The organism is Streptomyces sp. NBC_01304 (assembly GCF_035975855.1).
Taxonomy (GTDB): Bacteria; Actinomycetota; Actinomycetes; order Streptomycetales; family Streptomycetaceae; genus Streptomyces.
The window spans coordinates 5169976-5193865 of the sequence record NZ_CP109055.1; the positions used below are offsets into that span (position 1 = coordinate 5169976).

27 protein-coding genes are annotated in these 23890 nt (G+C 69.9%); 15 read left to right on the forward strand and 12 right to left on the reverse strand.

Going from position 1 to position 23890, the window contains the following annotated elements; all coding sequences use genetic code 11:
- Positions 1 to 5: 5 nt before the first annotated feature.
- Both OG430_RS22765 and OG430_RS22770 read right to left on the reverse strand, forming a co-directional pair.
- Positions 6 to 1052 carry an NAD(P)/FAD-dependent oxidoreductase gene (locus tag OG430_RS22765; RefSeq protein ID WP_327354412.1) on the reverse strand — a complete coding sequence of 349 codons (1047 nt, stop codon included), beginning with the start codon at positions 1050 to 1052 and terminating at the stop codon, positions 6 to 8.
- Positions 1049 to 2014, reverse strand: coding sequence for a hypothetical protein (locus OG430_RS22770; RefSeq protein ID WP_327354414.1), 966 nt, complete (start codon positions 2012 to 2014; stop codon positions 1049 to 1051). The genes OG430_RS22765 and OG430_RS22770 overlap by 4 nt, the downstream gene beginning before the upstream one ends.
- Before the next feature lie 300 nt (positions 2015 to 2314).
- Here OG430_RS22770 and OG430_RS22775 point away from each other — a divergent pair, with 300 nt between their 5' ends.
- Positions 2315 to 3268, forward strand: coding sequence for an aldo/keto reductase (locus OG430_RS22775; protein ID WP_327354415.1), 954 nt, complete (start codon positions 2315 to 2317; stop codon positions 3266 to 3268).
- 57 nt (positions 3269 to 3325) lie between these two features.
- Positions 3326 to 4591, forward strand: a complete 1266-nt coding sequence (locus OG430_RS22780) for a serine hydrolase domain-containing protein (protein WP_327354416.1) — start codon at positions 3326 to 3328, stop codon at positions 4589 to 4591.
- A gap of 74 nt (positions 4592 to 4665) precedes the next feature.
- Here OG430_RS22780 and OG430_RS22785 read toward each other — a convergent pair whose 3' ends face one another.
- Positions 4666 to 5265 (reverse strand): TetR/AcrR family transcriptional regulator, encoded by a 600-nt coding sequence (locus tag OG430_RS22785; RefSeq protein WP_327354417.1) that lies wholly within the window; start codon positions 5263 to 5265, stop codon positions 4666 to 4668.
- Between the two features lie 110 nt (positions 5266 to 5375).
- Here OG430_RS22785 and OG430_RS22790 point away from each other — a divergent pair, with 110 nt between their 5' ends.
- From OG430_RS22790 to OG430_RS22835, 10 genes are all read left to right on the forward strand, one after another.
- The gene (locus OG430_RS22790; protein WP_327354418.1) at positions 5376 to 6494 is read left to right on the forward strand and encodes an IS701 family transposase; all 1119 of its coding nucleotides are present in this window, start codon (positions 5376 to 5378) and stop codon (positions 6492 to 6494) included.
- Positions 6495 to 6665: 171 nt separating this feature from the next.
- Positions 6666 to 7109, forward strand: coding sequence for a MarR family winged helix-turn-helix transcriptional regulator (locus OG430_RS22795; RefSeq protein WP_327354419.1), 444 nt, complete (start codon positions 6666 to 6668; stop codon positions 7107 to 7109).
- A 221-nt stretch (positions 7110 to 7330) separates the two neighbouring features.
- Positions 7331 to 8815 carry an AMP-binding protein gene (locus OG430_RS22800; protein ID WP_327354420.1) on the forward strand — a complete coding sequence of 495 codons (1485 nt, stop codon included), beginning with the start codon at positions 7331 to 7333 and terminating at the stop codon, positions 8813 to 8815.
- Positions 8815 to 9075: an acyl carrier protein gene (locus OG430_RS22805; RefSeq protein ID WP_327354421.1), complete on the forward strand. Its 261-nt coding sequence runs from the start codon at positions 8815 to 8817 to the stop codon at positions 9073 to 9075. The genes OG430_RS22800 and OG430_RS22805 overlap by 1 nt, the downstream gene beginning before the upstream one ends.
- 76 nt (positions 9076 to 9151) lie before the next feature.
- Complete coding sequence (locus OG430_RS22810; protein WP_327354422.1) at positions 9152 to 9526, forward strand: ectoine synthase; 375 nt, start codon at positions 9152 to 9154, stop codon at positions 9524 to 9526.
- 97 nt (positions 9527 to 9623) lie between these two features.
- Complete coding sequence (locus OG430_RS22815; protein ID WP_327354423.1) at positions 9624 to 10754, forward strand: acyl-CoA dehydrogenase family protein; 1131 nt, start codon at positions 9624 to 9626, stop codon at positions 10752 to 10754.
- 14 nt (positions 10755 to 10768) lie between these two features.
- The gene (locus tag OG430_RS22820) at positions 10769 to 11524 is read left to right on the forward strand and encodes a transglutaminase-like domain-containing protein (protein ID WP_327354424.1); all 756 of its coding nucleotides are present in this window, start codon (positions 10769 to 10771) and stop codon (positions 11522 to 11524) included.
- A 117-nt stretch (positions 11525 to 11641) separates the two neighbouring features.
- Positions 11642 to 12484 carry a maleate cis-trans isomerase family protein gene (locus OG430_RS22825; RefSeq protein ID WP_327354425.1) on the forward strand — a complete coding sequence of 281 codons (843 nt, stop codon included), beginning with the start codon at positions 11642 to 11644 and terminating at the stop codon, positions 12482 to 12484.
- Positions 12481 to 12723 (forward strand): DUF6253 family protein, encoded by a 243-nt coding sequence (locus OG430_RS22830; RefSeq protein WP_327354426.1) that lies wholly within the window; start codon positions 12481 to 12483, stop codon positions 12721 to 12723. The genes OG430_RS22825 and OG430_RS22830 overlap by 4 nt, the downstream gene beginning before the upstream one ends.
- A gap of 55 nt (positions 12724 to 12778) precedes the next feature.
- On the forward strand, positions 12779 to 13564 hold the full coding sequence (locus tag OG430_RS22835; protein WP_327354427.1) for a 4'-phosphopantetheinyl transferase family protein: 786 nt from the start codon (positions 12779 to 12781) through the stop codon (positions 13562 to 13564).
- Positions 13565 to 13642: 78 nt separating this feature from the next.
- Here the strand turns inward: OG430_RS22835 and OG430_RS22840 are convergent, their stop codons facing one another.
- Positions 13643 to 14569 carry a ScbA/BarX family gamma-butyrolactone biosynthesis protein gene (locus OG430_RS22840; RefSeq protein WP_327354428.1) on the reverse strand — a complete coding sequence of 309 codons (927 nt, stop codon included), beginning with the start codon at positions 14567 to 14569 and terminating at the stop codon, positions 13643 to 13645.
- A 242-nt stretch (positions 14570 to 14811) separates the two neighbouring features.
- On the opposite strand from OG430_RS22840, the gene OG430_RS22845 reads away from it, so the two are divergent.
- The 3 genes from OG430_RS22845 to OG430_RS22855 all read left to right on the forward strand — a co-directional run bounded on the left by OG430_RS22845 (position 14812) and on the right by OG430_RS22855 (position 17002).
- Entirely contained in the window at positions 14812 to 15441 is a 630-nt protein-coding gene (locus tag OG430_RS22845; RefSeq protein WP_327354429.1) for a ScbR family autoregulator-binding transcription factor, read from the forward strand.
- A gap of 74 nt (positions 15442 to 15515) precedes the next feature.
- Positions 15516 to 16235 (forward strand): HAD family phosphatase, encoded by a 720-nt coding sequence (locus OG430_RS22850; RefSeq protein WP_327354430.1) that lies wholly within the window; start codon positions 15516 to 15518, stop codon positions 16233 to 16235.
- Entirely contained in the window at positions 16232 to 17002 is a 771-nt protein-coding gene (locus tag OG430_RS22855; protein ID WP_327354431.1) for an SDR family NAD(P)-dependent oxidoreductase, read from the forward strand. The genes OG430_RS22850 and OG430_RS22855 overlap by 4 nt, the downstream gene beginning before the upstream one ends.
- Positions 17003 to 17117: 115 nt before the next feature.
- Here OG430_RS22855 and OG430_RS22860 read toward each other — a convergent pair whose 3' ends face one another.
- The 8 genes from OG430_RS22860 to OG430_RS22895 form a co-directional block, all read right to left on the reverse strand.
- Positions 17118 to 17537, reverse strand: a complete 420-nt coding sequence (locus OG430_RS22860; protein ID WP_327354432.1) for a DMT family transporter — start codon at positions 17535 to 17537, stop codon at positions 17118 to 17120.
- A gap of 81 nt (positions 17538 to 17618) precedes the next feature.
- The gene (locus OG430_RS22865; RefSeq protein WP_164248433.1) at positions 17619 to 17939 is read right to left on the reverse strand and encodes a DMT family transporter; all 321 of its coding nucleotides are present in this window, start codon (positions 17937 to 17939) and stop codon (positions 17619 to 17621) included.
- 110 nt (positions 17940 to 18049) lie between these two features.
- The gene (locus OG430_RS22870; RefSeq protein WP_327354433.1) at positions 18050 to 18529 is read right to left on the reverse strand and encodes a nucleoside deaminase; all 480 of its coding nucleotides are present in this window, start codon (positions 18527 to 18529) and stop codon (positions 18050 to 18052) included.
- 146 nt (positions 18530 to 18675) lie between these two features.
- The gene (locus tag OG430_RS22875) at positions 18676 to 19809 is read right to left on the reverse strand and encodes an NADH:flavin oxidoreductase (RefSeq protein WP_327354434.1); all 1134 of its coding nucleotides are present in this window, start codon (positions 19807 to 19809) and stop codon (positions 18676 to 18678) included.
- A 1-nt stretch (position 19810) separates the two neighbouring features.
- Entirely contained in the window at positions 19811 to 20467 is a 657-nt protein-coding gene (locus OG430_RS22880) for a DsbA family oxidoreductase (protein WP_327354435.1), read from the reverse strand.
- Between the two features lie 335 nt (positions 20468 to 20802).
- Complete coding sequence (locus tag OG430_RS22885; RefSeq protein ID WP_327354436.1) at positions 20803 to 22017, reverse strand: sensor histidine kinase; 1215 nt, start codon at positions 22015 to 22017, stop codon at positions 20803 to 20805.
- A 324-nt stretch (positions 22018 to 22341) separates the two neighbouring features.
- A complete protein-coding gene (locus OG430_RS22890) occupies positions 22342 to 22680 on the reverse strand; it encodes a MerR family transcriptional regulator (protein WP_327354437.1) in 339 nt (112 codons plus the stop codon).
- 747 nt (positions 22681 to 23427) lie between these two features.
- Complete coding sequence (locus OG430_RS22895) at positions 23428 to 23757, reverse strand: hypothetical protein (protein WP_327354438.1); 330 nt, start codon at positions 23755 to 23757, stop codon at positions 23428 to 23430.
- Between the last annotated feature and the right edge of the window lie 133 nt (positions 23758 to 23890).

Genomic DNA, 23890 nt, shown 5'->3' on the forward strand with positions numbered 1-23890 from the left:
TGGGGCTACTTGACGATCAGCAGGTCGCGGAGCTGCGCCCCGGCCGCGGGCGCCTGGCACAGACCGGCGCCGGTGAATCCGGCCGCGTACAGGAAGCGGCGGGTGGGGTGTGCGCCGATGAACGCGGCGTTGCTGGGACTGGCGTCGAAGTCGCCGCTCCACGCGCGATGCAGGCCGATGCCGTCCAAGGCGGGGAACAGGGTGCCCAGATGGCCGGAGATGCGTCCGAGCCAGGCCTCGCGTGTCTCACCGGCCTTGGGCGCGCCCATGGCGAGCAGGATGCGGTCCCGCCACGAGCGGATCCGGAGGCCCGACGCGGCGTGCATCGTCATCGGCAGCTCGGGCTGCGGGGACGGCAGGGCGTCGGTGAACAGCATCTCCATCGCGTGCGGCGTCAGCGGCAGTTCGACCGACGCCATCGAGGCCACCTCGCCGGACCAGGGCCCGGCCGTGCAGACGACGCTGTCCGCCTTGATGCTGCCCTGCGGGGTGTGCACGGTGTTGTCGTCGTCGATGCCCGTGACGGGTGTGTGCGTGAACAGCCGGGCGCCGTGATTGCGGGCGCCGGCCGCGTAACCGCGCACGATGTCGAGGCCGTCCACGTGGTACGCCTCGGGGGACCAGGCGGCGGCCAGGACGGCGCGCTCGTCGATCAGCGGGTTGAGCTCGACCGCCTCGCGGGCACTGATCAGACCGACCTCGACGCCGGCGGCCTGCTGGCCCTGCCGGTCTGCCTCGAAGTCGGCGATCTGCTGTTCCTCGGTGAACAGCGCCATGAACCCGAGCCGCTTCAGGCCGAGGGAGGCTCCGGTGTCACGGGCGAACTCGTGGTACGCGTTCAGGCTGCGCACGGCCCGTTGCCCGGTGTCGGGGTTGCCGGGGAAGTAGCTGCGGACCATGCCCGCGGTGTGCGCGGACGCCCCGCCGCCGAGGCCCCCGCGTTCGAGCAGCACGGTGTCCACGCCGGCTTCGGCGAGGTGATGGGCGGCGGAGGTGCCGATCACTCCCCCGCCGATGACTACGGCTTGTGCGTGTTCGGGCAGACCACTCATGCCTGCGCGCTCGCCGCGGCGGTGCGCTGCTGGCGCAGCCCGTCGGTGGCGTCCCAGGGGAACAGGTGCAGGTTCCAGGCGCCCAACAGGTTGATGTAGAGGGCCATTTGACTCGTCACGGCCAGGAAGTCGTCGCGGTCGAGGCCGTCGAGGCAGTCCAGGAAGCGCTGGGTGAAGCCCCAGAGCTTCTCCAGGCCGCAGTAGCCCAGGAATTCGGCCGGTACGCCGACCAGGATGCGGGTCATCTGGTGCAGGGATTCCATCGGCATGTCCGCGACCGCGGCCCGGATCAGGCCGCCGTAGCTGGCGTAACCGAGCGGACGGGTCTCGCCGTTGACGAACAGCAGGGTGGGCAGCACCGTGTCGTGGGTACCGGCCGCGGAGGGGATCCACCCCTGGTGCATGTCGGCGAGCTCGGGCGGCGCGGTCAGCCAGTGCCGCTCGGTCTCGCGGTAGATGTCCTGGATCAGCTGGTCCGCCGCGGAGTCGGTGGCGGTCAGCCGGGGAATGCTGTGCCCGCCCTGGGTGCCTGCCTTGCGGACCTCGACCAGGATCTCCTTCTTCGTCGAGTAGACCGCGTCCCACACGGCCTGCCCGGCCTCGAGCAGGGCCGGGATGTCCGCGTCCCGGATCTGGCCCACGGGCGCGGCCGGCATCGGCTCGGTCAACTCGCCGTACTTGATGCCCAGATGCTGCAGCGCGGAGCAGAACACCGTGCCGTTGGGCGCGTCACGCCGGTCGGCGATCTTCTCGGACGCGTGCGTGTGCAGCAGCTTGGGGATCGGCACGTGGTGATACAGGTGCTCGCCCGCCACCAGCGCGTGCCCCTGCAGACTCTGGTAGGGCAACGAGTCCCACAGCACATCGGCCAACTCGGGGTTGCGACCGTCGAGTTCCGCGGTGACGGTGATGCCCAGGTCGGGCCAGGCGATCTCTATAAGGCGACCGGCGTTCTCAGTCAAGGTTTTCCCCTTTACTTCGTTGCACCTTGCCTGAGGAAGTAGACAGTGGGCCGAGCGGGGCCAGCCAGGGGTGGAAGACATGAAGAGATCCACTGACTGAGACGGGTCTTCGTAGACTTCTACAAGAACCAATCGCGCACTAAGTCCGATTCGAACCCCTCAGCAGGGCTGCGGAGTTGAGGACCGACTTCCCGAAGTCGCACAAGATCGGCAAGTAGGCGCGGGTTGCTGTTTTTCGCCCTCGTGGGCTGTTGCCATGAAGTGGTCGCTTTCCTCCGTGGAGAAGGGAGTTCTCGCAGGATGCGGACCACAACACTGGGCAGGGACGGGCCGGTCGTCGGCCGGCTGGGACTGGGGGCGATGGGCCTTTCGTACCGCTACGCCCCGGCCCTGAGAGACAAGAACAAGGCCGTATCGCTGATCCGGCAGGCGGTGGACCTCGGGGTCAACCTCGTCGAGACGGCCGGCGCCTACGCGGCCGGGGACAACGAGCGGCTGATCGGTGAGGCCATCCGCGGACGCCGGGACGAGGTCGTGCTGTGCACCGGCGGCGGCCTGCTCGGCGACGCGGACGGCGTGCTGCGGCCCGCGGGCGGCCCGCAGGCGCTGCGGGCCGCGGTCGACGAGAGCCTGCGCCGGCTGCACGTCGACCACATCGACCTCTACCTGCTGCGCCGCGTCGATCCCGACGTACCGCTGGAGGAGAGCTGGGGTGCGCTGGCCGAGCAGGTCTGGGCGGGCAAGATCCGCATGTTGGGGCTGCCCGTCGTCACCGTGGAGGAGGCCCGCGCCGCCGAGGCCGTGCACGAGGCGGCGGCGATGGCCGCCGAGGTGTCGCTGTTCACGCGCTGCGGTCTCGACGACGTCGTGCCGTACGCCGTGGAGCGCCGGATCGCGCTCCTGGCCGGCGCCCCGCTCGGCCGCGGTCTGCTGACCGGTGCGCTGTCCCGGTTCGACGATCTGCCCCTGGACGACTGGCGGCGCACCCAGCCCCGCTTCGCCCCGCGCGCGATCCGGCACAACTTCGCGCTCACCCAGGCCGTCGCGCACGTGGCCGCCCGGCACGAGGTCACTCCCGCGCAGGTCGCCCTGGCATGGCTGCTCCGGCTCGGCGAGCACGTGGTGCCGCTGCCCGGCACGAGGGCGCCGGACCACCTCGCGGAGAACCTCGCCGGCGACCGGGTCCGCCTGACCGAACAGGACCTGACCGACCTGGAGTTCCTCCCCTACCCGGCAGGTGCCCCCGAGGCATGAGCAGCACCCGGCTCACGCCACTGCCCCTGACTCCCCACCACTTCTGGAGTTCTTCCCATGACGACCTCTCTGGTACGCCAGGTCCTCCCGCGGCAGCGGCCGCCGGTCGCGACAGCGACGGCTACGGCTACGGCTACGGCTACGGCGACGACCGGCGTTTACGGAACCACCGCGCCCGGCTTCGTCTCCGTGCGCCACTCCTTCGAACGGGCCTGCCGGGACGCGGGTCCGCCCGGTTCCCAGGGCGCCGCCCTTGCGGTCGTACAGGACGGTGAGCTGGTCGTCGACCTGTGGCACGGCACCGCCGACCCGGTCACCGCGGCGCCGTGGACCGGCGACACCCTCCAGCCGGCGCTGACGGGCTCGCACGGCATCCTGGCCACGGCGGTCCTGCTGCTCGCCGACATGGGCGCGCTCGCGCTGGACCGGCCCGTCGCCGACTACTGGCCGGAGTTCGCGATCCGCGGCAAGGGCGCGGTGACCCTGCGGGACGTGCTGACGTTCACGGCCCGCCTCCCGGGCATGGCGGCGGGCCTCGACCAGCGGGACGTCGAGAACCCGCGCATGATGGCCGCGCTGCTCGAACTGCACAGCCCGGAGGACGACCCCCGGGCCGGCGGCGTGCTGCACGGGCCGTGGACCGCCGGGTGGATCGCCGCCGAGGTGGTGCGGCGGGTCGACGGCCGCGCTCTCGACCTGTTCTTCCTGGAGGAGATCGCGGGCCCGCTGGGCCTCGACATCCACTTCGGCCTCGTCCCCGACCAACTGCCGCACGCCGCACGGATCTCGTACGATCCGGGCTTCTCCGCCCGTGTCCCGCTGGACGGCGGCGCGGACGACAGCGAGGCGGACCTCTTCGAGCGGGTGTGGAACAACCCGTCACCGTTCCCCGCGGACCCCGAGGTGTGGAGCGAGAGCCGGCGGCGCCAGGCGGTCATCCCCTCGCTGGGGGTGTACGCGTCGGCCCGTGGTCTCGCCCGGCTCCAGGGCATCCTGGCCGCGGACGCCGTACGGGCCCCGGGCGAGGAGCCGCTGCTGCTGTCGCGCCGCACGCTCGACCAGGCGCGGAACTTCTGGGTCGAGGGCCTGGATCCGCTGCTCGGCGGGATCAGCGCGTACGGCGAGGGCGGCCTGCAACTCCTCGACGAGGGCCTCCACCCGGCCGTCTGCTCCGGCGCCTTCGGCCACCAGGGCCCCGGCGGCGTCTCCTACCAGGCCTGGCCGCAGGCAAGGGCCGGGGCCGCCTGGGTCTGCAGCCGGCTGACGACGGGGCCCGGCGCGGGGGTCCTGGACGAGGTGGCGAGGGCACTGCGGGGCGCTTGAGTCCCGGCCGCGACGGGCGGGTCGGAACCCGTCCCAGGTGGGTTCCGACCTGCTTCCGGGGGTTCCGACCCGCTTCAGGTGGGCTCCGACCCGCACCACATCGCGCCCGCCCGGCCCGTCCGGTCGGCGGCGAGGCCGTGCAGGACGATGTCCCAGACCGAGTCCCAGACCGGGTCCCGGGTCGCATCGAGAGCGACCATGGCGCCCTCCGCGAGCTGCGCGAGGAGGGCCACGGCATCCTCGGGAGAGACCCCGGGACGCAGCCGGTGCGCACCGCCGGCCCGGTCGAGCAGGCTCCGGAGCACGGGAAGCCAGGCCTCGGCCAACGGCGGCTCGCCCCCGGGGCAGTCGGCCTCCAGGCGGCGCGCGGCGCGTACGAAGGGGTCCTCGCGCGCAAGGCGGGCCAGACAGCCGATCAGCGTGCGCAGTTCCCGCAACGGGTCGGCGGCCACCGCGAGGCCTTCCAGACAGCGCCCGAACCGGGCCCGCCCGGCCGTGCGCACCTCCTCGGCCAGGATGGTCTTCGTCCCGAAGTGGAAGGTCAGGGAGCCGATCGAGGTCTTCGCCCGCCCGACCACCCCCTGGAAGGAAGCACCTTCGTAGCCGCGCTCGGCGAACTCGGCGGCGGCCGCTTCCAACAAGGCCTGGCGCGTTCTGGCCGCCCGTTCCTGCATGCGCCTTCTCCTCAGACTTTGGCAAGTAGTCGTACCCTCGACAAAAAATATAACGAACGTTCTCTATGTTTGTTAGTGTGCAACGACCGCTCACCTGGGAGGGACCTGCAGTGACGACGACGTACGAGACGCCCGACATGACGGCGGGCCGGCCGCCGGGCGACCTGCCCCGGCGCCTGTTCGGCCATTTGCAGCGCTCCGACCAGCAGCGTTGGGGGCACGTCTATCTGCAGGGGCTGCTGCGGACGCACGGGAAGAAGACCGTGCGCCGCATGGCGGCCGTCGTGACCGGCTCGGAGGCGGCGTCGGCGTCGCTGCACCAGTTCGTCAACGCCAGCCCGTGGGAGTGGGCCCCGGCGCGCGGCGAACTGGCCCGCTGGGCCGCCCAGTCACTGCCGGTACGGTCCTGGACGCTGGCGCCGGCGGTGCTGCCCAAGCGCGGCAACTACTCGGCCGGCGTGCACCAGCGCTTCCTGCCGGAGTCCGGGCGCACCGTCAACTGCCAGCTGGGACTGGGCCTGTTCCTGGACTCGGGCCAGACGCACGTCCCGGTCGACTGGCGGCTCTTCCTGCCGCCCCGGTTCACCCACGACGATGCGGTACGCGACCGGGCGAAGATCCCCGCGACGACCCGGGCCCAGCCGCTGTGGGCCTCGGCCCTGCGCCTGGTCCAGGAGATGACGTCATGGTCGAACGGGCGGACGGCGCCGGTGGTGGCCGACCTGACGGCCCTGTGCGACGTCGCGCCGTTGGCGCAGCGGCTGCACGGCAGCGGGCACCCCTTCGTCCTCGCCATCCCGGGCCAGACCACCCTCGCCGAGCCGGAACTGCCGCCCGGCGAACGGGAGTCGGCGCGCGGCCTGCTGCTGCGCCGGGGCGTACGGCACCCGGCGGGCGCGGGCCGGCAGGTCGTCTCGTACGACACACCGCTGCGCGGGCTGCACCCGGACGGCGAGCCCAGTCGCGGGGCGGGCCGGCTCCTTGCCGAGTGGGACGCGAGCAGCGGGCGCCCGGGCCGGATCTGGCTGACGAACATCACCGACCGCCACCCGGCCGAACTCCTCGAACTGGCCCGTTCGCCGCAGGGGGCGCAGGCCGCGATCCACCGCATGGGCGAGGACTTCGGCCTCCTCGACTTCGAGGGCCGCTCCTTCCCCGGCTGGCACCGGCACATGACGCTCGTCTCCGCCGCCTACGCCTGCGGCACTCTGGAGGGCATGGAACGCTGAACTCCGGGGGCGTCGCACGCCGACCTCTGGTCGGCAGCGAACGCCGATCCATTGCTTGCGTCTACAAGTGAATAGCGGGTGGAGCCCAGCTTTACGGGCACCGGCACTCCCCAGATGATTGCATGGGCATGTATCTTGTTGCCAAGAGCAGTCAAGAAGGGGAGCCGTTCCATGACGATCCACCAGCAGCCTCGCGCCGCCTCCGATCAGGCCATGTGGGAGGCCGTCCTCGGCCTGCACGCCTTCGTGGAGCGTCAGCTCGCGCACACCCTGCAGCGCCGCCACGGCGTCGGCCTGTCCGAGTACCGGGCCCTGGAGGTCCTCTCCCAGGCCGAGAAGGGCGAATCGCGCATGCAGGAGCTCGCGGACCACATCGGTCTGGGCCAGAGCTCGGTCACCCGCCTGGTGGGGCGCCTGGACAGCGCCGGTTACGCCTACAAGGACAACTGCGCCGACGACAAGCGCGGCGTCTTCGCCGTCATCACCGAAGAAGGCCGCAAGCGCTACCAGGATGCCCGTGCCACGTACGCCGACGTCCTCAGCTCGGCCCTCAACACCGCGAGCGCGGACGACCAGTTCGCCCGCGCGGTGCAAGCGCTGCGCAGTGCCGCCTGACTCGATCACCGACTGGATCGCCGGCTCGATCACGACAGACGGCGGGAGGCTCCCGGGGTAACCGGGCCTCCCGCCGTCTTTTGCATGTTCGGGCTTCTATCCCGATGCGCGGCCCGGTGACCTGGATCACTCGATCCCGAGATTTACTTGCTTGACCATACATATAAAACCCCGTAGGTTCTCTCTCGTAGCCAAGATCACCGATCCACGAGGGGGGACCGATGCCTTCGCCTCGCCTGTTGCAGGCACTCAGCCGGCACGTGCGGGACCAGCCCGAAAGGACCGCGCTCGTCAGCGCCGGCCAGCGGGTCACCTACGCGGGCCTGGACCAGCTGATCCGCACTGCCACCGCGGACCTCGACGGCGCCGACTTCGGCTCCGTACGCGGCCTGTGCGTCCCGGCCCACAAGTCGCCGGAAACCATCGCGCTGCTCCTTGCGGCATGGCGGCAGGGGATCAACACCCTGGTCCCGTCGCCCGGTCTGGGCGCCGCCGCCCTGTCCACGCTCACCGCCCAGGCGCACGGCCCGCTGTCGGCCGTCGCGGTCCCCGGCGGCGGCGTGACCCTGTCGCGGGAGGAGGCCGACCCCGCGCTGTCGGACGGCTTCAGCGCCCCCGACCCCGAGGAGTCGCTGCTGACCCTCACCACCTCCGGGTCAACCGGCGTGCCCAAGCTCGTCCCCGTCCGCATCGAGGCCTTCGACCGCTTCGGCGACTGGGCCACCGGCAAGTTCGGGCTCGACGGCGGCACCAGCTCGCTGAGCTTCTCGCCGCTCAACTTCGACCTCGCGCTGCTCGACGTCTGGGCGGTGCTCGAGGCCGGCGGCACGGTCGTGCTGGCCGACGCCGGGGCCAGCGGGGACGCCGGCTATCTGCGGGACCTCGCGCAGAGCAACGAGGTGACCCTGGTCCAGGGGGTGCCGCTGCTGCACCGGCTGCTGGCCGCGGACGGCGCCGGCTACCCGGCAGTCCGTACGGTCGTGTTCACCGGGGAGGCAGTCTCCGAGCAGGGACTGCAGGACGCCTTCGCCGCGTACCCGGCCGCCCGCTTCCACAACGTCTTCGGCTGCACGGAGACCAACGACAGCTTCCTCCACGACATCGATCCGGGCGCGTACGTGCACCCGCTGCCCATCGGCACCCCGATCGACGGCACCGACGCGGTGCTGCTGATCGAGGGGGCCGGCGGCACCGAGGTCCTGCGGGGTCCCGGCACCGGCGAACTCGTCGTGCACACGCCCTTCCAGACCTGCGGCTATCTCGAACAGGCCCGCAACGCGCAGGCGTTCATGCCGGACCCGCGCGGCGGCGGCGCCATGTTCTACCGCACCGGCGACCTCGTCCACCGCGACGCCGACGGCCGCTACTTCCTCCAGGGACGTACCGACTTCCAGGTCAAGGTGCGCGGCGTGCGCACCAACACCCTGGAGGTCGAGACCGTCCTCGAGGCACATCCGGACGTCGTCGAGGCCGCGGTCGTCGCGCTGCCCTGTCCCGAGGCCGGCACCCGGCTGCACGCCGAAGTGGTGCGCCGGGACAGCGCCTCCCTGAGCTCCCTTGGCCTGCGGGCGTACGCGGCGAAGCACCTGCCGCGGCACGCCGTGCCCAGCTCGGTCGGGCTCGGCGGCGCTCCGCTGCCGAAGACCCCGACCGGCAAACCCGACCGTAATTCGATCAAGAACACCCAACTGAACGGAGCCTCTTGATGAGCACCGGCGCCAACGACCCGATCCGCGACTACATCGTCCAGGAGTTCCTGGCCGGTGAGGACTCCGAGGACCTGACCGACGACTTCGACCTCATCGAGAGCACCGTCGTGAACAGCCTCGGTCTGGTCCGCCTCATCTCCTGGATCTCCGAGACGTACAGCATCCCCGTCGACGACATCCCGCTGGAGCCGGCCGTCTACCGCACGCTCGCGGACATCCGGGGCTTCGTCAGCCAGGCCGCTCCGGCCGCGGCCTGACGGACCGTCCCCTCCCAGGCAGCACCACCCACCCAGAACACAGCGCCCAGAACACAGCGATGACAGGAGTCTCGTCATGATCGTCCGTTCCCTTTCCGACGTCCCCGCGGTCGAGTGGGGCAGCGGCACCAGCCACCGCCTGCTGACCGAGGCCGACGGCATGGGCTTCACCGTCTGCGAGACGCTGGTCCGCCAGGGCACCTCCAGTGCGCTGCAGTACCTCGGCCACCTGGAGGCCTGCTACTGCATAGGCGGCTCGGGCGAGGTCGTCACCAAGGACGGCGAACACCACAAGATCATGACCGGGACCATCTACGCCCTGGACAAGAACGACGCCCACCACCTGATCGCCTCCGACGACGAGGACCTCCTCCTCGTCTCCGTGTTCAGCCCGGCGCTGCGTGGCGACGAGAAGCACTCGCTCTCCGAGGACGGCTTCTCCCGCTACTGATCCGCGACGCCGGGTGCGGGGCCGCGCCGCCGCGGCCCCGCACCCGGCGCCCCTCGCCCAACGGTCAGCGCCCAGCGAAAGGCAAGGCAGAACACACATGGCAGCAGAGAAGGCCGCAGACACCTACGGCGTCACAGCCCCCTACGGCGACGAGCTGAACGACGACGTCGCCCGCTGGGACCGCGCCGCCGAGTTCCCGCACGACAAGTGGAAGCCGCTGCAGCAGTCCGGGCTCTTCACGCTCCCCTTCGCCCCGGAGTACGGCGGCGTGGGCCGGACGCTCACCGAGACCATGGCGGCGCTCGAGGGCCTCGGCCACACCAGCCGGGACGCCGGCCTGAACTTCTCGGCGTCCACGCAGATCGTCAGCGTCGGCATCCCGCTGCAGGCGTTCGGCTCCGACGACCTGCGCGAGCGCTACCTGCCGCAGGTCACCTCCGGGCAGTCCATCACCGCGCACGCGATCACCGAACCGGGCCACGGCTCGGACGTGATGAACATCCGGACCACGGCCGTGCGCGAGGGCGACGAGTACGTACTGAACGGCGGCAAGCTGTTCATCACCAACGCCCCGGTCGCCGACCTCTTCCTGCTGTACGTCCGCACCGGCAAGCCGGGCGCCTTCGGGCTGAGCACCTTCCTCGCCGAGCGCGGCACGCCGGGCCTGACGGTCGGCGAGCCGCTGGAGACGATGGGGCTGCGCACCTCCCCGATCAGCGAGGTCACGCTGAAGGACGTACGGCTGCCCGTCGGCAACCGCCTCGGCAGCGAGGGCGCCGGCTTCCTGATCATGGATTACGTGATGAAGCGGGAGGTCCTCTTCTCCTTCGCCGTGAACCTCGGCGAGATGACCCACCGCCTGAAGCGCGTGGTCGAACACGCCACCACCCGGCAGCAGTTCGGCAGCGCCATCGGCAAGAACCAGGCGGTCTCCCACAAGATCGCGGACATGAAGATCGCCGTGGAGACGGCCCGCAAGTGGCTGTACGACACCGGGCGCAAGGTCGAGCAGGGCAAGGACGCCTCGACGGACGTGGCCGCCACCAAGATCGTGGTCAGCGAGGCCAACCAGCGCACCGCCCAGGACGCGATCCAGATCTTCGGCGCGCGCGGCTATCTGACCGACACGGGCATCGAGCGCGAGCTGCGCAATGCCGCCGCCGGCTCCATCTACTCCGGCACCAACGAAATCCAGCGCAACTGCATCGCCGCCCTGATGGGCCTGTGACGAGAGGCACCCGCATGACCAACACCCTGGCCGACACCACTTCCGCGCAGCCGACCGCGTCCGAGCAGGCGATCGCATCCGAGCAGCTGACCGCCGACGACCGCGCCCGCCTCACGGCGGCGACCGACTTCCTCGACTACGAGCACGAGACCGTCAAGGCCTTCGTCGACAAGGCGCTGGGCGACATCGACCGCGAGGCCGCCGACCCGGTCGACCTCGCCGTCACCCTCTACTACGCGGTGCGCGACGGCATCCACTACGAGGTCTACGGCGCCGACCTGTCGCCGCAGGGCCTGACGGCGTCCAGCATCATCACCGGCGGCAAGGGCTTCTGCCTGCACAAGTCCGCGCTCTACGCCGCCTGTTGCCGCGCCGTCGGCATCCCCGCCCGGCTGCACTACAGCGACGTCCGCAACCACCTGGCCTCCGACCGGCTGACCTCGTACATCGGCGGCGATGTCTTCTTCCACGGCCTGGCCACCGTGTATCTCGACGGCCGCTGGATGAAGGTGACCCCGGTCTTCAACAAGCTCCTGTGCCGGCTGTACGGCATGACCCCGCTGGAGTTCGACGGCCGCTCCGACAGCCTCTACCACCCCTTCGACGCGCAGGGGCGCCAGAGCATGGAGTTCCTCACCGACCACGGCGACTTCGACGACGTCCCGTACGAGTTCGTGATGGGCAACATGCGCCGCAAGCACCCGAAGTTCCTGGACGAGGGCGGCACCGGCACCGTCAGCGGCGGCTCGCTCGCCGACGAGGCGGCCTGAGCCGCGCGGCGACACATCCGTGACGACACAGACGCAGCCGTAGCCGTAGCCGTAGCGACACAGACATACCCGTAACGACACAGCAGAAGAACAGCAGCAGCAGAGGAGAAGCACCCCATGACGCAGTTCCAGGCCCGCGAGGACGGTTGGGGCGCGGTCGCGCGCGTCGGTGTCGTCGTTCCGCACGCGGACGTCGGGCCCGAGTCCGAGCTTCAGGCGATGGCGCCGCGTGACGTCTACGTCCACGGCTCACGCGTCCACTTCGGGGCGATGCGCCCCGGTGGGGAGATGGACCCGAAGATCCCGCACGACCCGGTGCGTGCCTTCATCGACCCGCCCTTCATCGACGACGCCGTCGAGCTGCTCGCCGCTTCCCCGCTGGACTCCATCGCCCTGGGGTTCACCAGCTCCGCCTACGTCCTGGGCGCCGACGGCGAGCAGAAGCTGTTCGAGCGGCTCGCCGAGCGGACCCGTGGCATCCCGCTCACCGGCACCACCCACGCGGCCGCGGCCGGCTTCAGCGCCCTGGGCGCCGAGCGGATCGCGCTCGTCAACCCGCCCTGGTTCGACGACGAGTTGTCCGCCCTGGGTGCCTCGTACTTCGGCGAGCGGGGCTTCGACGTCGTCCACCACGCGCCCTGCGGTCTGCCCAGCAACCAGAAACTGATCACGCCGGAGGCGCTGGTGCAGTGGATCGAGTCCGCCGTCGCCCCGCAGCGGCCGCAGGCGGTCCTCGTCGCCGGCAACGGCATTCGTGCCGTGGGCACCATCGCGGGCCTGGAGGAACGGCTCGGGTTCCCCGTGCTCACCGCGAACCAGGTGCTGTTCTGGCATGCGCTGCACCTCGCCGGCGGGGCGGAGGCGGCCGCGCGGATCACCGATTACGGCGCCCTGTTCGGCGTCCGCCCCGAGGCCGAACAGGGCGCGGCCATCGGTGAGTTGGCGGGCGCGGCCCGATGAGCCTGCTGTCCGCGTTCGGCTACGAAGCCGCCGTACAGGAGACGTGCGACACGCCGGAGTACCGCATGCCACTCGTGTGCTGGCACGACGACGGCACCGGTGTGCGCGGCCTGGTGCTGTACCGCGGGGCGCTGCGCCCGGCGGAGCAAGTACCTGGATTCCGGCGCTATCTCGCGTCCGACGACCTCGAGCAGTACGCCACGACCGGCCCGTGGCCGCTGCTCGCAGCCACCGCCTGATCCGACCCGTGGCGGGGACCGGCCGGGTCCTCGCCACATCAGGAGCCGTATCGACATGACACACGACCTCAAGTGGTCCGACGCACCCCCGGGGGAGGTCCGCGATCCGGTCGGCATCTGGATCGTCCGGGCCCCGGCCGGGAATGGGGCATCCCCTGCTCGAGCGAAGCCGAGAGCTTGGGGAAGCCTCGCAGCCGGCGAGGCCCCGCCCGACTGGCTCGACGAGAAGGAACGAAACCGGCTGGCGGGGATACCGCAGCCGGCCGGCCGGGAGGCCTACGTCTTCGCCCACTGGGCGCTGCGGAGCGTTCTGGGCTCGTCGCTCGACTGCTCACCTCGGAGCGTCGGCTTCCTGCGGCAGCCGTGTCCCGGCTGCGGCGGGGCACACGGAAGGCCGGCCATCCGCGATCCGGACCCGGGCCGGGAAGCAGTGGAGTTCTCGATGTCGCACAGCGGCGACCACGTGGCCATCGGGGTCGCCGAGGCCACCATCGGCATCGACATCGAGTCCTGGCCGACACCGGAATCCGTCGCCGACTACCTGCCGTTCCTGCACCCGAAGGAACAGCAGTGGCTGGGCGGTCGCCCGGACGACGAACTCGTCCGCGACTTCGCCCGCCTGTGGACCCGCAAGGAGGCCATGGCCAAGGCGACGGGACAGGGCATGGCCGCCATCATGAACCGGCTCGATCTCACCGGTCAGCCGCTCGGCTGGCGGGTGCGGCAGCTGCTCGCACCACCCGGGTACGAGGCCAGCTTCGCGGTCCCGGCCTCGGTGCACGTGGACGTCATCGTGCACGAGGAACTCCCGTACCCCATACCGGAGTTGGCGCAGGCCTGACGCGACGGCGGGCGGCCCGCATCCCCCTCGGAAGGGATACGGGCCGCCCGCCGCGCTGCGTTGTCCTCAAAGAGAGGCCTACAGGCCGATCGCCGGCCCGACGGTCACCTCAGCGGTGAACACGCGGACGCCATGCTGCTCGATCGACACGTCCACGCGGCGCCGACCCGTGCCGTCACGCACGGGTTCGCCGGCCAGGACCACGGCGGGGGCGTCCAGCTCGACGTACCGGGCGAAGTCCGTCCGCATCCCGATGACGGCCGAAGCACCGTCGCCGACGGAGTGCGCGGCCTGCCGGGCGGCCTCGAGAAGGAGCATCCCGGGTACGTGATCGACGGCGTGGTCGAACAACACCGGATGCGTGGGATCCACCCGGAGCATCCACCGCCCGGGCCCCCCGCCCGGAGCCGGTGAGAGCACCACGTCGTCCGGGGAGCGCCGGTCCACCCGGTGCGGCTCCACGGGTGATCCCGTCGGAAGGCAGCGCGCGAGCGCGGCGTCGGTGTCCGCGTAACTCCCGCGCAGCCGCCGATATATGGCCGCTGGCTGGTTGTTGAAGCGGGTGTGGGCGGTGCCCAACAGCCGCTCCCCCAGGTGGACTTCGATGTCCATCGCCATCCCGGCGAACCTGCCACCGCGGCGGACCACGTCCGAGCAGGACGCCACGAGGCGCACCTCCTCCTCGGCGGTGGTCACCAGCGACGCCAGCGGCTCGACCGTGAAACTGAACTGTTCCCACGCCTGCTTGTACTCCCGCGGCACACCGTGCACGCCATGCGACAGCAGCGGCACCGTCTGGCGCACGCTCTCGGCGAGCAGCATCGGGTCGTACGCACCCTGCGACGGCCGGTAGAAGTCATGCCCCCGCGGCCAGCGCGCGGTGAGCACGTAGCACCCCGGGGACGACTCGGCCCACGCCTTGAGCAGGACTTCCTCACCTCGAAGTTTGTGCACCTGCCACTGGTGGACCGGCTGCGCCTCAAGGCTCAGTACCGAAACAGACAACTCCGCCCCCAAGATCGGTAGTTACTACGGACGAGTACACAGAGGTGGGAGATGCGCACTCCTAGTGCCCGGCTCAAAAAATAATGATCCTTTTGTTTTGCCAAGTCAAGGGGAAGCAATGCCTTGATCGCTTACGGGGGAATCTGATGCCATCTGCGGATCAAGGCGCTCAAACCAGACTCACTCGGACCGTGGCGGACTCGGATAACATAAGGAGCGTTCTTTTTGGGAAGGTGAGAGGTATGGCGCAACTGAAACAGGAACGGGCGGAGCAGACCCGCCGCGCTCTCCTACACGCGGCCGCAGAGGTCTTTGACGAGTTCGGCTATGCGGGGGCCAGCATCACCCGCATCCTCAAGCGCGCCGGCGTGACGGCGGGGGCGCTCTACTTCCACTTCGGCTCCAAGGAGGGCCTGGCCAGGGCGGTGATGAACAGCCAGCCGGAGACCATCGTCCCGCTGCTTGCGGCCGGCGGTCTGCAGCGGCTCATCGACCTCACGCTCGTGTGGGCGTGGCAGCTGCAGCGCGACCCTCTGCTCCGGGCCGGCGTGCGGCTGACGAACGAACAGGCCTCCATGGGTTCCTCGGACGCCAGCCCGTACGAGAGCTTCCGCGGGATCATGGCTGCCTACCTGAAAGAGGCGCAGGAACACGGCGAGTTGCAGCCGGGCATCGACCCGATCGTGGTCGCGGAGTTCGTGGTCGCCGCATGTACCGGAATGCAGATGTATTCCAACGTCGTCAGCGGCCGCAAGGACCTTCCCGAGCGCACCCAGCAGATGTGGAACCTGCTCCTGCCGGGCCTCGCAGTCCCGTCCGTGATCGCCCGCGCCGAGGCGAGCCCCGCCCGCGGCGCCGCGATGATGCCCTGACCGGGCCGACTGCCCTGCCCGCACCGCCAGTTCCACCCACACTGCCAGTTCTGAACGATCCCCTACGGAGCCGCATGCCCGCCCTGCGCCTGGCCGCCCTGAACATCGACGGTGTCCTGCTCAACGACACCTTCAGCCCGGTGATCCATCACTTCATAGTCAGCAGAGGCGGTACGTACACCGCCGAGCTGGAACGCTCCATCTTTTCCCAGCCGCAGCACATCGCGGGCCGGTTGCTCGCGGATGCCGTGGGCGGCGACCTGACGGGCGAAGAAGCGCTCGCCGCCTACTTCGAGGAGCGCGCCGAGTACGTCGACCGCCACCCGGTGACGATCACGCCGGGCACCCGCGACCTGCTCCTCCGGCTGCGGGGCGCGGGCCTGCGCACGGTCTGCTACGGCGGCCTGGGCAAGGAGCACTTCGACCGTCATCTGGGCCAGTACGCCGACCTGTTCGACGGGCCCGGCTACGTCTGCACCAACGACATCCGCCCCGGCCTCAAAGAGATCACCGAGGACGTCTTCGGGCTCCGCCCGGACCAGGCCCTCTTCGTCGACGACGTCGCCCGGGTGGCCGACACGGCCCGCGAGCTCGGCACCGCCTTCGTCGGCCACCCCTCCACCTTCGTCCACAGCCACCAGCGTGCTCTCATGCGGGAGTTGGGCGTACGCCACGTGATCAGCGGCCTCGACGCGCTCGACGACGACCTGCTGCACCGGATCGACCAGGAGATGAGCGCGAACACGTTCTGGAGCCCCGACCCGTCCACGGCCGTCCAGGGGAGCCGCGCGTGACACCGGCCGGACCGCTGCTGCCCGACAAGGTGGCGCTGATCACCGGCGCCTCCAGCGGAATCGGCGCCGCGGCGGCCCGGCACTTCGCCGCCGAAGGAGCCTCCGTCGTACTCGTGGCCCGCAGGGCCGACCGGGTCGAGGAGGTCGCCGAACGCATCAGGAAGGACGGCGGCCGGGCCCTGGCGGTACCGGGTGACGTCACCCGCTCCGCGGACATGGAACGCGCCGTCGCCACGGCGGTCGAGCGGTTCGGCAGGCTCGACTGCGCGTTCAACAACGCCGGTTACGCCAGCGCCGGAACCGTACTGCACGAACTCCCCGACGACGTCTTCGACCGCACCATGGACGTCAATCTGCGCGGCGTGTGGAACTGTCTGCGCGCCCAGATCCCCGCCATGCTGCCGGCCGGCGCCGGCGCGATCGTCAACACCTCCAGCGTCGCGGGCGTACGCGCCACCGCCGCCTCGGCTCCCTATGTGGCCGCGAAGCACGCGATCATCGGCCTGACCAGGGCGGCGGCCGCCGAGTACGGCGAGCAGGGCATCCGCGTGAACGCCCTCGTGGTGGGCAGCACCGACACGGAAATGATGGACGGCGTCCTCGCAGCCGCCCCCGCCGTGCGCTCCCGCTTCGGCACCAAAGGGATCCAGCAGCGCCTCGCCGATCCGACCGAGATCGCCCGCGCCGCCGCCTGGCTCTGCTCGGACGCCTCGTCCTTCACCACCGGAGCCGCCCTCGCGGTGGACGGCGGCAGAACCGCGAAGTGACGGAGTACGCCACAGGCGCCTACTGCCCTTTCCGACAAGGGCAGCGGCGCCTGTGGCGTACTGACTGGCACTCACCGGCATGGCCAGCATGACCGGCACTGTCAGGCGACGAACGTCAGACCTGAACAGCTTCGGGCCGCTCCACGAGGCGCCCGGACTCCTGCGAATCGGCAGCCGCCTCAGGGGACTTCGTACGGTCGGCGAGCTTGAGCCAGATGACCCCGACGATGATGACACCCAGCCAGACGCCCTTGGCCACGGTGAGGGTCTCGTCGAAGAAGAGCGGGCCGAACACCGCGGCGCCGACCGCGCCGATACCCGCCCAGACGGCATAGCCGATGCTCACGTCGATGGTGCGCAGGGCGAGGCTCAGTGCGTAGAGCGTCAGCAGGAAGAACACCACGGCGACCAGGGACCAGGTCAGTCGGGTGAAGCCTTCACTGCCGCCGACGGACAGCGCGTAGCCGATCTCGAAGGCGCCGGCGAGCAGGAGCATGAGCCAGGCGTTCGCGGAGCTCGGGGCTGAGTTGGACATGGGAGATGAGTCCTCTCGTGGGGATGTCGTCAGGTGGTTACGGGGTGCACGGAGTGCGAGGCCGGGAGATCAGCGCCGGGCTCAGGCGGAACCGCTCAGCTGCAGGCCGACGACGCCACCGATGACGAGGAGGATGCCGATCGCCTTGTTCCAGTTCAGACGCTGGCCGAAGAACAGCGCTCCGAGGACGGTGATGCCGACGCCGGCGACGGACGTCCACAGGGCATAGCCGACGCCGACGTCGAACTTCAGCAGCGCCCGGCTGAGGAAGAAGGTCGCGGCAGCGCCGCTGAGCAAAGTGATGGCGGTCCACTTGCGGTTCTTGAAGCCCTCGGCCTTTCCGGCGGCGATGGCGACCGTGGTCTCGAAGGCGACAGCGATCGCGAGGTAGAGCCAGTGCATGGTGGGTCCTTCCGTGCGGTGAGCGTGGGTGAGTTACGGGGGTTACCGGGTGAAGCGCGTCGTACGACGATGCGGCGGGGCGAGAGTCCTGATCAGCTCCGAGCTCGCGGCTATCGCCGGGCTCGGCTCAGGGTGAGGAAGTCCTTGAACGGCTGCTCCGCTTCGGGGAGTTGGAGCGCCGTGACCTCGAGGGGCCAGCTCGCCGGGTCCTCGGCGAAGAGGGAGTACGAGCCCGTGTAGTCGAAGCCGTACCGGGCAGCCGTCCTGCGGTCGGCGGCGTGCACGATGTGGCCGATGCCGGCGTACAGCGCCGCCATGTAGCACAGGGCGCAGGGTTCGCCGGAGGCGATCAGGGTGGCTCCGGTCACGGCGTGGATCCCGTGCTTGGCGGTGGCTTCCCGGAGGGCGACGACCTCGGCGTGCGCGGTCGGGTCCTTGTCCTCGCGGACCCGGTTGAAGCCGGTCCCCAGGATCCGTCCGCTGCCCACGATCACGCCGGAGAAGGGGATGCCGCCCTGCGCGACATGCTCACTGCTGAGCCGGATCGCTTCCTGGGCGTAGTCGAGCAGTTCGCTTTCCTGGGTGCGCATGAGCAGTCCGTCTCCCGAGTTCCCTTTTGACCTTACATTTGCCTGCACATGCAAGGTAATGCCTTCACAGAGCCGCCTTCAAGATCTTGGCCCTGGGCATTAACCTTGCATGTGCAAGTAACAACTGTCAAGCGTGCGTATTGACGTCACGCGTGCGTACTGACACGGGCGTTGCCCAGTGTCGCCAGCGGCTCGAGCATCCGAGGATCGAACGGCGCCCGGTCCGCGCCTTCGGCCACTCTGCGCGGCAGGTCGGGATTGGCCAGCGCGCCCGTCCCGATCGCCAGGACGTCGGCGTGCCGCTCGTCCAGGACGCGCCGCGCCACCGCGTCCCTGTGCAGCCCGCCATTGGCGATCACGGGAAGCCCGGTGGCCTTCCGGGCGAGCGAGGGAAGGCTCGGCCCGTCCGGGGCCTCGCCCGGGAACCAATCCCGTCCGCTTCCCGCGAGATGCAGGTAGTCGGCCCCGGCCGAGGCGGCCGCCGTGAAGACAACGCCCGCCTCGGCGTCACCTCCCGGCCATCGCCACGAGGGATCGTTGATCTTCCCCTGGGAGAAGCGGACACCGACCACGAAGCCGGGCCCGGTCGCGCCTCTGACCTCGGCCGTCACCTCCCGTACGAGCCGGGAGCGCTCCTCGACGTCCCCTCCGTACCCATCGGTGCGCAGATTCGTGTACGGGGTGAGGAACTGGTCGAGCAGATAGCCGTTGGCCGCATGGATCTCCACGCCGTCGAAGCCGGCGTCGCGGGCGCGGACCGCGGCGGCCGCGAAGCCGTGGACGGCCTCGGCGATCTGGCGACGGGTCATCTCCAGCGGTACGGGCCAGCGGCCGCTGCCGCGGTACTTGGTCAGTTGCTCACCCAGCGGCCGTACCGCCGAGGGGCCCACGGCCCGGTCGCTGAACCGATTGCCCTGCGCGACGGCCCCGGCATGCATCAGCTGCAGGACGACGCGCGCCCCGGCGGCATGGGCCCGGTCGACGACGGGCCGCCAGGCGGCGGCCTGCGCCTCGTCCGTGATGCCGGGCTGATGCAGATACCCCTGACTGAAGGCGGTGTCGGTGTACGTCCCTTCGGTGATCAGGAGCCCGAACCCGCCTTCGGCGAAGGCCTCGTAATACTCGGCCATCTCCTGGGTGGCTCTGCCGTCCTCGGTCGCGGAGACCCGGGTCATGGGGGCAAGGGCAAATCTGTTGCGCAGCTCGAGCCCCGCGAACTCGCAGGCGGCGAGGGCGGGATGAGCGCCGGCCACCTCAACAACCTCTGTCGATACAGGCATCTCAGCAGCCCCCATCGATCCCGCAGGCGGCGCCGTAAACGGCATCCTCGCCCTGCTGGGCCTGGGCGTCGAGGAGCGCCTTGCGCAACTGGGCGGCACGCGGAACGCCTTCGATCCGGGTGTCCCCGATGAGGATGGTGGGAACCGCCTGCACCTGATGGGCCGCCGCCTCACGCAGGGCGTCCTGGTGCTTGGCGCGATAGCTGCCGTCCACCAGCGCGGCCCGGAACCCGGCTTCGTCCAAACCGATCTCGCCGGCCAGCGCGGCGAGGACGTCGATCTGCCCCAGATCCTGATTCTCCTGGAAGAAGGCCCGGAACATCCGCCGGGTGTACGCGGTCCCCAAGTCCCGCTCAGCCGCGTACTGATAGCCCTCGAAGGCGAGGGCGGTGTAGGGCTGGGGAGACACCTCGGGAAGCGTGATGTCGACCCCCAGCCGACGGGCCATGGGGTAAACGGCTCGCTCCCAGATAGCGGGCAGGTACTCGTCCTCCGGCCGCAGGGTGGGCTGCGGGTGGGGACGCAGCTCGAAGGGCATCCACTCGATCTCGACGTCGACACCGACATCGTTGACCGCCTCTTCAAGGGGTCCTTCGGCCAGCATGCAGAAGGGGCAGACGTAGTCGGACCAGATCTTGATCTTCACAGGATCAGCCATGCCCAGACCTCCAGATATTTGATCGCTCACGCAACAGCATCCCCGTCAGGCGGACAGGACAGGAGGGGATGAGTGACCAAAAGGTTGCACGATCATGCACTTTAGTGTCAAGTTCAGGGCCCCGCGGAGAGGGCGGGGGCAGGGCGGGACCTCGCACTGCGCGAGCAACAGAAAACCCCAGGTCACGGGGTGTGTGACCTGGGGTTCGGTGGAGCCGCCACCAGATGGCCTGCCGACCCGGGCGAAGGGGCGTGTTCTGTGGGTTCCGCCGGGGTGCACTTTCGGCGGGTGTGGTGGTTATGCGTCTTTGCCCGGGCACGACCGGAGTTCCGCAGCTAGCTGTCGCCGTGCTCGCCAGGCGCTGCCGTGGACAAACCTCCGCGTCCGTCGGAGGAAGACGCCAGGGGCAGCTTTGCCCGGAGCTCGAACCCCCCGTCGGCGGTGCGGCCGTGGGCCAGTTCCCCGCCCAGATACGAGACCAGTTCTTCGAGCCCGCCCAGACCGTGCCCGCCGCTGGGCAGCGTGGAGGCGGCCGGTGCGGTACCGGGAGCCTCGTTGCGGACGCCGACCCACACCCTTGCCTCGTTCCTCTGCACTGTCACCGTGACCGCGCTGCCCGGAGCGTGTTTGACGGCGTTGGTCAGGCCTTCCAGTACGACCCGGTAGCAGAGCTCGGCCACCGCGGGCGGCAGGGGAAGATGCTTCGAGTAGCCGCGCTCCACCAGCCGGACGTCGACGCCATGGCTTCGTGACCGCTCGACGAGGTCCTCGATCTTCCTGCCGGGCCGCGCGTCGCCCCGGTGCTCCCCCGGTTCCTTGAGCGCAATAACGATCGCGTGCAGCTGTTCGATGGCGTCCTGAGCGCGGCCCACCAGGGCGTCGCCCGCGTTCCGCATGGTCTCGTCCGTCGCCCTGGCCGCGAGGAGATTCGCCTGGAGTGCCATCAGGGTCAGCTCATGCCCGATGTGGTCGTGAGCGTCCCGGGCGAGGCGCCGGCGCTTCTTCTCCGCCTTGGACTCGGCCTCCTTCAAGGTCTCGCGCCGCACGTCGTCGTACCGAAGCTGGGCCTGAAAGGAAGCCACGAGTTCGCTGATCCGGTAGTTGCGTACGACGATCCCGGCTGCGGCCGGAGCGACGACCGCCACCAGGGAGGCCCGGATCGTCAGCAGCCCCGTCTCCCAGTCGGCGAACGGCGCGATGCAGGAGTGGAGGTAGTCGAAGAAGAGCTGACGTACCAGGAAGGACCCCGCCACCCAGCAGAGCGTGATGCGCAGCGAGCGGTAACGCCCCATCGCGTACAGGGCGAAGGACATCAGGCTGTCGGAATGGGTCAGGACAATGACCACGTACCCGGCCGTCAGTGGAACTTCGGGCCATCGGCGGCGCATCAGCAGGCACAGCGAGCCAGTCGCCGACACCAGGACCGGCCAGCTCCACAGCGGCGTCCAGTCCGCCCAGGGACGGATCAAGGTGGTGGGCAGGCTGATCACGAAGGCGAGCGCGACGGCCGACCAGTCCCCGGTCCGGCCCGCGAGTCGTTGCCGTTGCATGCGCCGACAATGCCCCGGACCTGCGACTTTCCGGTCCGGGACACGCTGGCGTCGGGGGCTTGGGGCACGGCGACACCATGGGAGCCCTGTGCCTCGACCGCACCCGGGTCGTCAACGCAGCCGGACCGCCGGGATGGCGACATCATCGGGGTTGGCGCCCTCGTCGAGACAGTCGTCCATCGGCTTGTTCCTTAACCATGGCAACCAGCACCCGTGCGTGGTGGGTCAGGAAGGTCCATCGCCGGTTGGGGTGATCCATGCAGGTTTACCAGCCCTCGGCTCCCTGGCTGATCCCGCCGGGAAGGCCCGCGGGATCCGGTCTCTTCAGGACGCGGTCGCCGGGGTTTCGGATTCGGCGGTGCGGCGGTATTCGGCGTTGATGCGCTGGGCTTCTTCGAGCTGGTCTTCGAGGATGATGATGCGGCAGGCGGCCTCGATGGGGGTGCCCTGGTCGACGAGTTCCCGCGCGCGGGCCGCGATGCGCAGCTGGTAGCGGGAGTAGCGGCGGTGTCCGCCCTCGGAGCGCAGCGGGGTGATCAGGCGGGCTTCTCCGATGGCGCGCAGGAAGCCCTGCGTGGTGCCGATCATCTCGGCGGCCCGGCCCATGGTGTAGGCGGGGTAATCGTCGTCATCAAGCCGGTTGAACGAGTCGTCTGCTGTCATGGGGCCTCTCTGTGGAATGCGTCGAGGGGCCCGGGTGCCTTATGGCACCCGGGCCCCGAAGGAACTGCTACACCATCTGCCGGCCCTGATCCTGCGCCGGCCTTCTGTTTCCGCCGACCCGACCTGGAAGGCGTCGGGGTTGCGGGGATCGCGGTTGCTTGACCGGAGACCACCTCACTATCGATGTCCTGCGGTACCCGGGCTCAGCGATTCCGCCCGGGCGATCCTGATGGCGCTCGGTTCCTCCGTTCTTCCCTCTTGATCAACACTTACCGAAGGGGGACTGCGTACTGCTGGCACTGCTCTACTACGTGCTGCTGGTGATGCGAACTGCCCGTGGCCTGCGACAGCGCCACTCTTCGGCAGCCAGCCCCGTCGCCCGTCCTGAGTCTGCTCTGGCTTGGAACCCCACTGCCGAACTTCCCGGTGCGCGCGCCCGAAGCCGACGCCTTCACCGAGGGTGCTGCTCACTGACTTCACTACTGGGTACTGCGAACTGCACTTGCTGGTACTGCACTTGCGACTTGCGTGAACTGCGGCCCTGCTTGCGGCGGCCCCTGATCACTGCGGGCCACCCGGTCCGGTCGTCAGCCCCGTCGCCGTCCTGCGACAACCCTGGCTTCGGAACTCCACCACCGCACCGTCCTGCGCACTGCAACTGCGGTACCGCTGCCCGGCAGTTCGTCTCTGCCAGGCCCTCTTGATCTCGACTACAAGAGAAACCATAACCACGCCGCCACGCAATGTCTAGTCCGGCCAGAATAGATTTCCGCGTGCCTGATGAGGAGGTATCCGCGTGCCTGGTGGAGAGGTAATCGAACCGTGCCGGGCTAGCGCCGCACCTGACACCTCCACCAGCTCGGCCAGCTCATCGAGCACCCCCACCTGGATCTCGGCAGCACCATCGACGAAACGCTTCACCGGCGTGGCACCGATCTCGGTGGCAAGGTCCGGCAAGTGCGCTGACGTTGCTCCTTCGTCGTTGAGCCCTGCGTACTTGCCGGCTTGGGAAGCGGCCATGACCAGGTGCCCCGCAGCCTCGGCCGGGACGCCAACCGTACGGTCGTCGATACGCACCGGCCGCACCGCGTGCGAACCTCGGCCACAGCCTCAGGCGTGACCAGATGGACGGCGTCGGCACCCTCGAGCTCTACGCCCACCCGCCCGGCCATGACCTCAACGCGCAGTGCGCCGCCACGCGTGCACAGAC